Origin of the sequence: Methanoregula sp. (assembly GCA_041645435.1) — an archaeon.
Lineage (GTDB): Archaea > Halobacteriota > Methanomicrobia > Methanomicrobiales > Methanospirillaceae > Methanoregula.
This window is the reverse complement of record JBAZQB010000002.1, coordinates 455,273-467,567: the sequence shown is the minus strand read 5'-3', so window position 1 is coordinate 467,567 and position 12,295 is coordinate 455,273. Positions and strand designations below refer to the sequence as shown.

At 48.4% G+C, this 12,295-nt stretch carries 10 protein-coding genes; 1 reads left to right on the top strand and 9 read right to left on the bottom strand.

Annotated features, from left to right (window positions below; all coding sequences use genetic code 11):
• Positions 1–192: 192 nt before the first annotated feature.
• Together WC593_05885 and WC593_05880 are read right to left on the bottom strand one after the other, a co-directional pair.
• Positions 193–987, bottom strand: a complete 795-nt coding sequence (locus tag WC593_05885; GenBank protein MFA4824671.1) for an EFR1 family ferrodoxin — start codon at positions 985–987, stop codon at positions 193–195.
• Between the two features lie 165 nt (positions 988–1,152).
• Entirely contained in the window at positions 1,153–2,106 is a 954-nt protein-coding gene (locus tag WC593_05880; GenBank protein ID MFA4824670.1) for a cation diffusion facilitator family transporter, read from the bottom strand.
• Between the two features lie 316 nt (positions 2,107–2,422).
• On the opposite strand from WC593_05880, the gene WC593_05875 reads away from it, so the two are divergent.
• Positions 2,423–3,025 (top strand): hypothetical protein, encoded by a 603-nt coding sequence (locus tag WC593_05875; protein MFA4824669.1) that lies wholly within the window; start codon positions 2,423–2,425, stop codon positions 3,023–3,025.
• 113 nt (positions 3,026–3,138) lie between these two features.
• Here the strand turns inward: WC593_05875 and WC593_05870 are convergent, their stop codons facing one another.
• The 7 genes from WC593_05870 to WC593_05840 all read right to left on the bottom strand — a co-directional run bounded on the left by WC593_05870 (position 3,139) and on the right by WC593_05840 (position 12,124).
• Complete coding sequence (locus tag WC593_05870; protein MFA4824668.1) at positions 3,139–5,241, bottom strand: SpoIIE family protein phosphatase; 2,103 nt, start codon at positions 5,239–5,241, stop codon at positions 3,139–3,141.
• Positions 5,242–5,502: 261 nt separating this feature from the next.
• Positions 5,503–7,626: a PAS domain S-box protein gene (locus WC593_05865; protein ID MFA4824667.1), complete on the bottom strand. Its 2,124-nt coding sequence runs from the start codon at positions 7,624–7,626 to the stop codon at positions 5,503–5,505.
• A gap of 154 nt (positions 7,627–7,780) precedes the next feature.
• Complete coding sequence (locus WC593_05860; GenBank protein MFA4824666.1) at positions 7,781–8,590, bottom strand: alpha/beta fold hydrolase; 810 nt, start codon at positions 8,588–8,590, stop codon at positions 7,781–7,783.
• Positions 8,591–8,746: 156 nt separating this feature from the next.
• A complete protein-coding gene (locus tag WC593_05855; GenBank protein MFA4824665.1) occupies positions 8,747–9,514 on the bottom strand; it encodes a response regulator in 768 nt (255 codons plus the stop codon).
• A gap of 199 nt (positions 9,515–9,713) precedes the next feature.
• A complete protein-coding gene (locus tag WC593_05850; protein MFA4824664.1) occupies positions 9,714–10,895 on the bottom strand; it encodes a bifunctional 5,6,7,8-tetrahydromethanopterin hydro-lyase/3-hexulose-6-phosphate synthase in 1,182 nt (393 codons plus the stop codon).
• 83 nt (positions 10,896–10,978) lie between these two features.
• Positions 10,979–11,539, bottom strand: coding sequence for a flavin reductase family protein (locus WC593_05845; GenBank protein MFA4824663.1), 561 nt, complete (start codon positions 11,537–11,539; stop codon positions 10,979–10,981).
• Positions 11,540–11,791: 252 nt separating this feature from the next.
• Positions 11,792–12,124: a hypothetical protein gene (locus WC593_05840; protein MFA4824662.1), complete on the bottom strand. Its 333-nt coding sequence runs from the start codon at positions 12,122–12,124 to the stop codon at positions 11,792–11,794.
• Positions 12,125–12,295 lie beyond the last annotated feature (171 nt).

The following is a 12,295-nucleotide window of genomic DNA, read 5'->3' as shown; positions in this document are numbered from 1 at the left end:
CGCCACACCAAAAAGGGATGCCCCCGCGGCGATTTTGTAACTGAAAATATCAAAACCTCCTTGCCCCGCCGTGCCTGAAAAGAGGCCCTGATACGGGGAACCCTCGCAATACCATGCATTTTCATGCTCCTGCTATGAACGCCGGTTCATGCCCGTTTCAACAGAGCTGATAAAAAAAAGGTAATTATCCGGTTATTCACCGCGCTGTTTTTTCATATCCGCGAGGGTCACAGATGGATTTTTAAATCGTCCACGCTTTGCGGTCTTTGGTCCCCACTGGATCGCGGCAACCGGGCAGAAGTGCAGGCAGGCAAGGCAGAGTTCGCAGTGGTGCATCCATGACGGTTTTTCGTTCTCCATCACAATATTCTGCACAGGGCAGACCCGGGCACAGGTTCCGCAGGATGTGCATTTTTCATCGGCTGTAAAATTCTTGTCTGCGCCATGTATTTGTTCAATAAAGCCGGCATACATAAGCCGTTTGAGCAGTGATGTCAATGGCGATATTGCCGGCCTGACAATCAGCCCTCTGTCAATCATTTCAGAGATTTCGCCAATGCGTTTATCGGCTTTTACAAGTATCTCCTCCCGCTTTTTTCCCTGCGGAGGTGCATACATCGGGACAAAGTTTCCCGGCATCCTGACTGTAAAAGCTGCGTCAAGCTGCCTGTCACCATGTTTCTGGATTATCCCATCCATCTGGTGGAGGGCAGAACCCCCCATGCCACCCATGGTGAGTACCGCAAAGCAATAGCCGGTGCCGGAAAGGTTAAGTCGTTCTGCAAACGCTGCAACAATGGACGGGAGGCCAAAATCGTAGACCGGGCAGACTATACCAACCCGGTCAGCAACCGGCACAATCTCTGAAAGTGACCCCCCGAGAGTAGCTATCGGTATAAGCTCACAATCACCAAGACGGGCACAAATGGCCTTTGCTGCAACGAGCGAGTTTCCGGTTCCGGTAAAATAATAGATAATGGATTTCATTGCTGGTTTCCTCTGTTTTTTTAATAAATCTATCCGGTAATTGGCGGTTGAGGGCAATAAAGTTCGGTTTTTGGTACAGGAACAAGGTTTTTTCACGAGATTTAATGTAGGTGGGTTGGATCCGTAAAAAAAAAGAGAAATGCAAAAATATCTAAAACGATGCAATCATTCAGGAGGCGGGGGTATAATTTCTTCACATACCGCCAAACTAGTCGGTACCACACTCACCGAACTTTTTGCGATATGGGCTTCAAGCGACACCTTGATCCGGTTGATAATGTTCTGCACCTCACACATCTTCATCTCCCCGTCAAACTCTAAGAAGATCTCGATATACACATTGTTTCCGGAACGGCGTGAACGTACACCATGCAGGGCAGTATAATCATTAAAGAAGACTGCAAGGTGCCGGACAATCACCATCTGGAGTTCTTCATCAAGGGTCTTGTCGAGCAGGTCCGGCAGGGATGTGGTGATCACCCGGTATCCCGAGAACAGGAGGAAACCGGCGATCACAAAGGAGGCGAGAGGATCGATATACAAAGACCAGCTGTAAGCGGAGAGCTCAAGGGTTGCAATCAGGGAAACCAGAACCGTGAAATCAGAAAATGCCTTTGTGCGGAACAACTTCCACTGCGAATCCATGATAGGTGAAGGCTCCCTCTGGTTGAACCGGTAATTCTTCAGCCAGAGATAGGAGTTCATGCTCACCCCGATTACCATGAGAACGATACCCAGCATTACTCCCTCATGGACCAGCTCTCCCGGGACAGCAATGCGGTACAGGGCAACCATAAAAACGATCAGGAGCGAGATCAGCATCACGCCGCCCGTGATGATAGAGGTTATCGTCTCCATCTTACCCATACCGTAATCGTATACCCCGGCACCACCTTTTGCCATCTTGCGTATCGTGAGATAGGCCAAAAATGTGGCAATGATCTCGTTACCGCATTTCACCGCATCGGCAAAAAGAACAATCGATCCGGAGAGGATGGCAGCGATAATGTCCGGGATCCAAAGTATAAAATCAATAATCAGGCTGATCAGGACAGTCCGCTGTTTCTTGGCATAGAAACCCGGTCCATCCCCATCCTCTAATGATACTGCATGCGACATAGGTTACTCTGTAATGTTGGGTGTTCCGGCTAAAAAAATCGTAGGATTTTAGTCCCCCGGAAAAAGTATTTTTGTTCCTTAAAAGGAGATACCGGTTTTTTCTTTGAAGTCACTGTTACAAAAACAGGCGAATTTGTCAGAAAACGATAGAAAAAAGGATAGGGAGGAAACCTCGCGGGTCTCAACCTGGTACAAGGTTTTTTAAGATGACAAATTAAGAAAAAAATTTAAAGATATCACGGCAATAAAAATGAGCATTTTTTTTACGGGTACCGGATGCAGACTTCTCAACCGAATTAACAAACAAGGCATACCCATGGACAGCGACCAGATCAACTACATCAGGCATCGTTTGCAGAGATATGAAGAGAGTATTTTTAAGACAGAGGCACATTTCAGTGAACTGGAGAGTTTTGGGAATTGTCCTGCCTGTGCTCCCTATTTAGAAAAATTCAATATTCCACATCTTATTGATGCGCTAAAATCTGACGGGGATATTTGCGAAATATTCTGGAAGGAATACGATCGGATCACGGGAAAACTCCATACATCCGATACGTTTAAAGATCCAGTCTACCGGGGGTTACTCCATCAAGATCTTAATAATTATGTTGCTGCATATCACTCGGCCCTCTGTTACGCTGACCTGAACATGATCTCAATCGAATCCGATCATGATCTTTTCAACAGGGAAGCAATCCGGGCGTTACTTGCTGAGTTACACAAGGACTATGATACCGAAGAAATTGAAAACCTGGTAACATGGCTTGACGAATTATTTTTGCATTTGAGAAAATGCACTGATGAATCATGCTCAAAAAAGCCGCAGGTATCAAAAAGTAGTGGGTATACACATCTCACTGACGGGAATGAACATTTTTTTATCTGCGGGGAAAGCGGACAGACACGACAGGTCTGATATGCCGCGGGATTTTTTCCCGCCCGATTTTTAATATCATCAGGATACGGGTTTTAATTTCATGCACGAGAAAACGGGCAGAATAAAAGGTTTTTAAAAGACCCATTTACTCTTCACAGAACTCTCACTACAACCAGCGTGATGTCATCGGACTGGGGTCTGATGCCACAGAACCTTCTGACCTCATCGATAAGCCCGTCAATGATCTCCTGAACCGGATAATTCCGATGTTTTTGCAGATACTCCATCAGCCGCTCTTCACCGAATTCTTCATCCTGCGGATTGAACGCCTCGGTTACACCATCAGTATACATGACTATAAGATCGCCGGGTTCCAGCACCAGTTCAGCACAAGTCAGATTCACTTCAGGAACCACACCGAGAGCAATACACCTGCCTTCTTCAAGTGTCCGGACATTTGGAGGATCGCCCCGTACAAGTACGGGGGGATTATGCCCGGCATTTACATACGTAAATTTCCGGTTTGCAGGATCCAGCACACCGTAAAAGATGGTGATAAACATGCTCGATCGCCCATCTGCGTATATCATCTGGTTCGCATGCTCCAGGACAACAGACGGATCTGTTTCAGTACTGCCACTCACACGAATCAACGTACTGCAGAGAGCCATGAACAGGGCAGCACTGACTCCTTTACCCGAAACATCTGCAATCGCAAGCCCCCAGCGTTCTTTCGGTACTGGCAGGAAGTCATAGAGATCGCCACCGATCTCCATGGCCGGAAGCGTGGTGGCAGCAACTTCGATGCCGGGAATTGCAGGAGTAAATTCCGGCAGGAAGTTATCCTGGATCTCTTTTGCAATCTCCATCTCTTTGGCATAGCGTTCTTTCTCTGCGGTGGTGCGACGGAGATCTTCAATATTCTTTTTAAGATCTTTTGCCATCGAGTTAAATGAATGGGCAAGTTCTTCGAATTCATCTCCGGTTTCAATAGTGAGATGATAGTCGAGATCCCCTTTACCGAGCGCTACCGTACCCTGCCTGAGCAACTCCACGGGCCGGGTGATGATCCTCGCGAGCAGGAATGAGAGCAGGATAACGATGATGAGAAGAATGAAAAACAGCCCGGCGAATATTTGCAGGACCCGGGTAGTCTGGGCGTCGATATGTTCACTTGAAATCCGGGTAGAATTTATGATTTTGCCTTCTGTGATTTTAACCGGTGCAACGATACGAGAGGCCGGCATCGAGATGGCAAAACTCCAGTTTAAGGATTTTACCGGGGCATACGCGACATAGATCTCATTGTTGTCAAACCATACATGGTCGACTCCGGACTCCCCGGCCACCATTTTCTGCCCGATTTTGACCAATGCAGGATTTGGGTTGTCAAACACATTCTCTGTGGTAAATGCCTCGTTCCAGGTCGTGTCCCCCGCAGAAAGACCCGGGCGGCTGATCATTTTTCCGTTACTGTCCACCAGTATTGCATAACCACTGCCATCTAATGTCAGGTTGAGGATATTCTGGTTGATGGTATTGGTGGTAACATCTGACGCGATCACCCATGTACCATACTTTGTGGGAACGGCATGCGAGCAGGTAACGACCAGGCCACCACCGGATGAATCCACATACGGCCCGGACCAGACGTTCCCTGGCGATTTTTTTGCATTGATAAACCAGTCCCGGACCCGGGGATCATAATCCACGGGGTTTTGATTATTCCAGGGATAGATGCGCATGATGCCGGAATCGGTGGCAACATAGGTACTGCTGAGCTCCGCATCAGCGACATACATCGCTTTGAGCTGATCGTCCATTCCCGCGAGAGTGCGGTATTCATCAGACTGAGGAGTTGCCGAGGATCCGGGTGCAAGGATGACAATGGTGGCGTTCATCGGATCGTTTGGCGGAGAGTTACTTGTAAATGAGGGAATGACCGGTTGGAACGGGGGATTATTCTGCAGGGATACTGCCTGCGCCGCAAGGATCTCTATTTCGGCGGCAGTGTCATCGAATGATAGTTGGGTGATCCCGGCCTGATCCTCTGCGATCCTCATCAGGTTACTCTCTGCCTCCTGCTGGAGAGCGACCGTGCTGTCTTTTATCGCTTCCATACCGAGTGCCGAACTGCTCTGTTCCGCATAATGCCCGATATCGCTGATGGTGACAAATGCCACCAGACCGGTAATGATCAGAGAGATAAGCGAGAGGGATAAAAAAATGATGAGAATTTTCTCACGGACACTCATACTTTTGAAAGGAGATATTCCGGGCACCATAACTATCAGGCTGCTGCTTCTTTGTCAATGGAGGGGCAGATCTTAAACGGGTTCTATTTTCCCGATCTTTTATAAAATTACTGCATTACGATCGTTATCAGATGATTGCGGGTTATTGGCAATAGTATTTGTTATCCGGGAAACGGGCACATGCCTAAAAAAGGGCCGGGGTTCGTGCCAGAATCACCGCTCATATATTGATATTAAGGACTGACCGTATCGCAGTACCGATCAGGTTAAAGTAACCCGGTAACTTACTTTTGGTACATGTATCTCAAAACAAACGCCTTTTCCTTGCTCACCGTTTTCTGTTATCGTGATTCCGGTGATGGAGAGAATTTCCCGTGACAGGAAAAGACCAAGACCGGTATGTTTGCCAAAACCGCGCCGGAACAGTTTGTCCTTATCCGTACGTGAGATGCCAGCACCGTCATCCCGGTACGTGATCACTGCACCATTTTGCATCTCTTCAAAAGAGAACGATATACAAGTAACACCGCCTCCATGGCGAAGTGAATTTTCAATCAGGTTATAGAACACTTTTTCGATGAGCGCATCGGCATATACCTGGACAGGAGGCAGCAGGATATCAAATGTGATCTCCTCCAGAGGGAGTTGCGATGCAGCGGAACGTATCCGCTCGGCTACATCCTGCCATTGCGGGGCATTCACCCCAATACTCTCGTAAAATCGCGTGAATTCGATCTGCCGCTCAATCGCTCCTGCAGCATCAATCTCCTTTGTGATATATTCAAGGAAGACCGGGTCTTTCACGCTCTCTTTCGAGAGTTCAAGGTACATTCTCAGCCCGGTGAGTTTGTTTAAGATATCGTGCCGGGTGATGGATGAGAGCATAGTCAGTTTATTGTTTGCAAGCCGCAGTGCATTTTCCGTGATTTTACGTTCGGTAATATCCTGAGAAGTCCCGATAAGCCGGATAATCTCATGGTTTTTTCCCCGCTGGATATGGCCGCGGGATAACATCGTACGAACCTGCCCGTCTTTTCGGGTGAGCCTGACTTCCATCTCGTAATCCTGCCCGGTTGCAAGTGATTTATGTATTGTCGCATTGAGTATTGACCAGTCATCTGGATGGATCATTGACTCATGTTCAGAAAATGAAGGTACGACGTCCCCGGGTTCGAACCCGTAAATCCTGAGAAGCTCATCCGACCAGTTTTCCAGACCGGTTTTGGGATCCAGAGTCCAGCTCCCGATATGAGCAACCTTCTGGGCTTCACGCAGAAGTGTTTCATTCTCATGGAGTGCCTCTTCTGCCCTCTTGCGCTCAGTGATATCATGAATAACATGGACACTTCCCATCACCTCACCGGATACTCCCATAAACGGTGACACCGTAACCTGAAAATCGCCACCGAGTGCATCGTCGTGGATTTCCTGCATGTGACTTTCTCCGTCACGGATGAGCAGGGTGTGCGGACAAGCTTTTAAAGGTCCATGTGTTTTATGCACTGTCTCGAAACAGGCTTTCCCGATCATCTCTTCGGGAGATAATCCGACACGTTCTGCCATAGAACGATTTGCACGAAGGATGCGGTAGTTCCGGTCAATGAGAGCAATCATATCAGGAACAGCATCAAACGTACGTTCCCAATCGTCTTTTGCATTCTGGACAGCATCCAGGAGTCGTTTTTGATCAGTAATATCATGGGAAATGTAGGATGCCCCGATGATCTCCCCGTAATGGTTTTTTATCGGGGAGAGTGAGAGTGAGATCTGGAGACGACGCCCGTCTTTAGTCACCCGTTCAGTTTCATATCGGTCTATGGGTTCTCCGGTTCGGATTTTGTCAAGAAGGGTAGTAATTTCAGCTGATTTGTCCATGGGGACGATCAGCGTAACCGGTTTTCCGATAGCTTCCTGTGCGGAATATCCATACAGTCCTTCAGCACTTTTATTCCAGTCGGTGATTATGCCATGCAGGGAGGTGCCAACAATCGCATCGCGAGATGATTCAACAACGGAGACAAGCCGGAGACAGACATGGAGATCGTCGTGCACATGTCCGCTTATGTAAGATATTACCGCAGAGATTCCCACAAAGACGATACATCGTGCACATGCTGACACGATTACATCAAATGATGCTGGAGTCATAAAAAAGACAAGGACACAGTAGATGACTGAGAGTACTGATGCGAATACTATCCCGCGACGGGGATAGTAATACGCACAGAGAATGATTGGAATATAGAGAAGATGAGGCAGGACGTAGGTAATCCCGTAGATAAGCCCGTACCAGTTTAAAACCAGCGCAGCTGCGGTACTTACGAGGATCAGGACAGGAAGGACATAAGGCCTTTTGCGGATTGCATCAAAGAGTGTTATGTCCATAGTGGCTTACCCGACAAATACGTGTTCTTTCTTTTAATTACTACAAATACATTCTTTGTGCCTGATTCCGGCCCGTTATCAATCAATCAGCCACTCCTTTGTCTCTGATGCGGGAAGTCCGATAACAAACCCCATTTCCCCGGGGCTTACCCCATCATGGACCTGGACGTGTCAGGTACTGCATGATCCGTTCGATAACAACCGGGTTTTTCGGCAGGTTGATGTGGCAGTACTGGTCGGGAGGAGGCAACCGGGCAGTACCATCCAGACCCAATGGCAGGATATCAAGAGAGATTCCCGGGAGACGGGATTCGCTATGCGGGACAATCCCATCCCCATCCCAATGCTGCTGCCAGCCACCGTTACTATTGAGATCCCAGGTCTTTCCCTCAAACAATGGGAAGAAAGCAGGCATGCCTTCGGGATTTGCTGTCACGATGATCCGGTAGGTGATATCCCGGCGGATTCCTGCTGAACGGAGTGCCTGCATGGCCCGGCTGGTGGGGCGGACGTCCTGTACGATCGGATCGGCAGCAGGATCAAAACCCGGTGGAACAAAAACACCGGTGAGCCGGTTGATGATTTCCCCTCCCATCAGCGGATCATGGAACAGCTCTGCAAGCGCTGAACCATTGTTGGGCGGTCCAAGACCAATCAGCTGCCTGACCTTCTGGCGCTGCGCAGTCCCGTCCATCACTTCGAGAAGGAACCGGGCGATGCAGGTACCGACCGAGTGACAGACAATGTCGACAGGTCCGGCATACCCACTCTCGTCCCGCATATTCTCAACAGAGACTCCCAGTGCTGCTGCCAGCTCTGATATATCCGCTCCGTTCATGCCGGTGTGGTCGAATTTCCAGAAGGGGATCGAGACGTCAGAAAGCCGGGGAACGAGACGGTTCCAGATCCCGGGATGGCTGTTCCATCCATGGACGAGGATAACCGGAAACGGATCACTATTCATTACAGAGCGGTTGGCACCCATATACGATAGGTTCTGCGATCTGTTTCCGGTCACTGAAATGAATGGAGAAAGGCATTAAAGGCGAGAGGGGTAGGGTGATACCTTGCGTTTCCACAACTTACCACCGACATGATTATCTACACATCCAGAGGAAATTCATCTGCCTTTTATTTCTTTGATTTTCATGGAGACAGCAAGTATCTTCCCACAATCATCCTTGATAGGCTGTACCAAAACACCGGCCTTCCGGCGCTTGCCGGATTTTGTAACAACGGCAGTATTGGTATCGTACATAACCACTCCACTTTGCTGGGCTACTTCATAGATCGGATCCTTTAATTCCTCACCGGACTGGTCATTGATGAGCATCAGGACATCTCTCCAGTAGCTCATCAGGATCTCTGATTCCGGAAGATCGATATACCAGGCTGTATAGGGATTGAAAAAGATAATCCTGCCTTTGGGGTCCATGACAATAGTAACTTCATTAACCCCCATGATCTTATCCGGTTCTCCTATTGGATAAACATCAAGAGATCTCTTCCGCATACTGTGGTTGTAGAGGGCGAGATCTACATTGGTTTTCAGCTCAATATCCCTAAACGGTTTGAAGATAATCCCGTAGGGTTGTGAGCAACGGGCATGTTCGAGAAGTTGTTCTTCATCAATACCGGTTATAAAAATGATGGGGAACGAAAAGAGCTGGAAAATATACCGGGCAGCTGTTACCCCGTCCATCTTTCCGGATAAACGGATATCCATGATAACAAGATCCGGGTTCAGATCTGCGGATTTTAAAACCGCTTCCTCACCGGAAGAAATTTTTCCCACAATGTTGTAGCCTTTTTTTTGCAGCATCAGGGTGATGAGATGGATGATAACACTGTCATCATCAACAATAAGGATCCGGGGAATTGGCGACATGATTTATAATATTTACGTTATACCAAGGTCATAGGTGTAAAAACATTAAAAGGGTTTGCCTTGTTAAAAGTTAGCGAATAACATACTGCTTTTCAATCAATACGGCACACCCCGGGAAAATACAATACCTACATGAAAATTACCAAAGCACCCGGCATTTAAAGAAAAACATCAGAATTCATTGATAAAAAAAGTAATTTTAAAAATCCGTCATGATACGGAACTGGTCGATCTCTTCGCGGTTCAGCTGTTCTAAAAACTCATCTGCCGCATGACCGATGTCTTTGCTTGCGGTAATTGCGCGGCCTACCACAAGGATATCTGCACCTGCCTTGAGCGCATCTTTCACTACATTGACCCGGACGCCGCCAGCGGTTGCAACAAGAAGCTTTCCACCGGCTGCCTTCTTGATTGCAGGGATGTCGCCCCATGCATGAGCTGCGTCGTCAGTGTCAATTGCACGGTGGAGTTCCACGATATCGGGCTTGACTTTCAGGCTCGCAATGACCTTTGCCGGGTTTTGCACATTGAGCATATCCACGATCGAGTAGATGCCAACCTTGCGGGCTTCGGCAATGGCCTTCTCCATGGTTGATGCGGGTGCAAGACCCGAGACCACAACAGCGTCTGCGGTTGCATCAGCTGCCATGCGGGCTTCGAGGTTCCCGGTGTCAAGGATCTTTAAGTCCGCGATAATGAATGCATTGGGGCGGAGCTTGCGGATCTCGGAAATGACACCAAGGCCGAACTTCTTGATAAGCGGGGTACCTGCCTCGATGATGAGGTGGTCATTATCCGGGAGTTCCTTTAATACCTGTGCAACCTTGCCCATGTCCACAAGGTCCATTGCGACCTGCAGGTAGGGTGCATCCCAGAGGCGCTGTACCTTGAATCCCATAATCGCATGTGCGGCACGATCCTTTTCGTACACCAGCGTCTTTGCATCCGGGAATGCTGCGAGAGCACGGTTGAGTGCAAGCTTTGTCGCACCGTAGTTATACCGGTAAAGCCGGTTGTAGTCCTTGGCGTCCGGGTGAACAAACACGGATGCAAGGATTGCAACCTTCTCAAGGTCAATACTGCTAAACAGTCCTTCTTCAACACAGTCTGCAACGGCCTTTGCTACCGCTGCCTGCACAGGACCGAACATCTCGTTCACCTGTGCCATATCCTTTAAGGTTACCTTCGGGATGACGAGCGTGACCGGTTTTGTGAGCAGGTTCGGGCGAACGACCGCAAGCAGCGGGGTGTGCCCGGCTGAAAGCTGCGAGATCGCATTTGCAAACGCAGTACCTATCGGGCCTTCCTTATCGCCCATCAGCAGATCGATGTGCGCAATTTCCGCGCCATCGCCAACAAGTGCTTCTCCGACTAAATACATGGAACTCTCCTTAATCCTCTTAATATGTGACGCTGAGTGATGATAAATATATCAAATCAAGTGCCCAAAACAAAATCCGGATCTTACTTCTTAAGGTATTTCTTTCCTACAGAGAATGCCTTATCGATCTGTTTCCCGACCTGCCAGTAGGTTGCCTGTGCGTACACGATCGGGTCAACCTTCGCGGTGTCCGGCTTGCCGTCAACGACACAGGCCTTGTCTACGTGGATCTCTACGACCTCTCCAATATGCAGCAGGTGACTGCCGCAGTCGACAGACTTGAATAATCTGCACTCGATGTTGACCGGGCATTCTTCCGCTAAGGGTGCGGTCTTCAGCTTGCCGTAGAAAGACTTGAAAACGTTCGATTTGTCCTCCAGCGCACCGGAAACGAGACCACAATGGTCGGTCTCGATCGCATGTTTTGCAGGGGGTACGTTCAGGCTGAAGGTCTTGTTCTCCTCGATTCCCTTTGCCGTGTAACGGGCTTTGTTGATCGCGACGCAGACCATTGGCGGGGCCATGCAGGCGACGGTTGCCCATGCAGCGGTCATATAATTCGCTTTTCCCTTCACGTTTGCACCCACAAGCAGGGTGGGCATGACACTCATGTACGGCATCGGGCCGATAGTTATTTTTTCCATGGGGTTTCTCCGGGATGATGTTGGTAAGGGAGGAGTTTAAGGATATCTTTGCGGGGGAGTGGGGATAATTTAAAAAAACAAAGAATCCGTTGTTGATCCCAAAACGTGGTCTTTGGAATTCCGATCAGGAATAGTCCGGCATTCTGGCAATAAATGATAATAATCGTAAATATTTTGAGAAGTGCTGTCCATTATCTTCAGTACTGCGTATTATCGGAAAAATGGGAATATGCTATTTCACTGCCCGACGGTTCAGTCAAGTTTCTTTTTAATTTCCCGTATGGTCTGGAGCATCTCATCAGATAACGGAGTGACCCGGTACCCAAGATCGTTTTCGATCTGCCAGAACCCGCTCTTTTCATCGACATGCCCGAGGATGTAGCAGAAGATGACATAGAAGGGGATCGAGAGTGCGATAACCATGGGAATTGTCAGCCCTAAGTGGATTAAGAAGAAGTCTTCGAACAGTTTGGCGTTGGCAGTGATGATCCCGAAGTTCAGGAGTATCTGGGTCCATGAAGTCCCCCGGGTATATCGCTGTTTGAAGAGAGCCAGGCTGTAGAGGATACCTGATTTTTTTGTCATATATTCCGGTTATCCATGCAACCATATCAGGTAATTCCATTGGGCAATAATCACGATCACCCTTCGCTTGTGGAGTGTTCATTAAAAACCAGACTTTGCTGATTTCCCGACGCTATGCAGAGTCATTTGCGTAAAACGTCTGCGATTATTTTCCGCTATGCACTTACCTTT

Bases quoted from the DNA above. Each gene is read 5' to 3' on its own strand.
- WC593_05880 (MFA4824670.1), bottom strand. From the start codon at position 2,106: ATGTCGCATGCAGTATCATTAGAGGATGGGGATGGACCGGGTTTCTAT.
- WC593_05840 (MFA4824662.1), bottom strand. From the start codon at position 12,124: ATGACAAAAAAATCAGGTATCCTCTACAGCCTGGCTCTCTTCAAACAG.
- WC593_05870 (MFA4824668.1), bottom strand. From the start codon at position 5,241: ATGAGTGTCCGTGAGAAAATTCTCATCATTTTTTTATCCCTCTCGCTT.
- WC593_05855 (MFA4824665.1), bottom strand. From the start codon at position 9,514: ATGTCGCCAATTCCCCGGATCCTTATTGTTGATGATGACAGTGTTATC.
- WC593_05865 (MFA4824667.1), bottom strand. From the start codon at position 7,626: ATGGACATAACACTCTTTGATGCAATCCGCAAAAGGCCTTATGTCCTT.
- WC593_05885 (MFA4824671.1), bottom strand. From the start codon at position 987: ATGAAATCCATTATCTATTATTTTACCGGAACCGGAAACTCGCTCGTT.
- WC593_05860 (MFA4824666.1), bottom strand. From the start codon at position 8,590: ATGAATAGTGATCCGTTTCCGGTTATCCTCGTCCATGGATGGAACAGC.
- WC593_05850 (MFA4824664.1), bottom strand. From the start codon at position 10,895: ATGTATTTAGTCGGAGAAGCACTTGTTGGCGATGGCGCGGAAATTGCG.
- WC593_05875 (MFA4824669.1), top strand. From the start codon at position 2,423: ATGGACAGCGACCAGATCAACTACATCAGGCATCGTTTGCAGAGATAT.
- WC593_05845 (MFA4824663.1), bottom strand. From the start codon at position 11,539: ATGGAAAAAATAACTATCGGCCCGATGCCGTACATGAGTGTCATGCCC.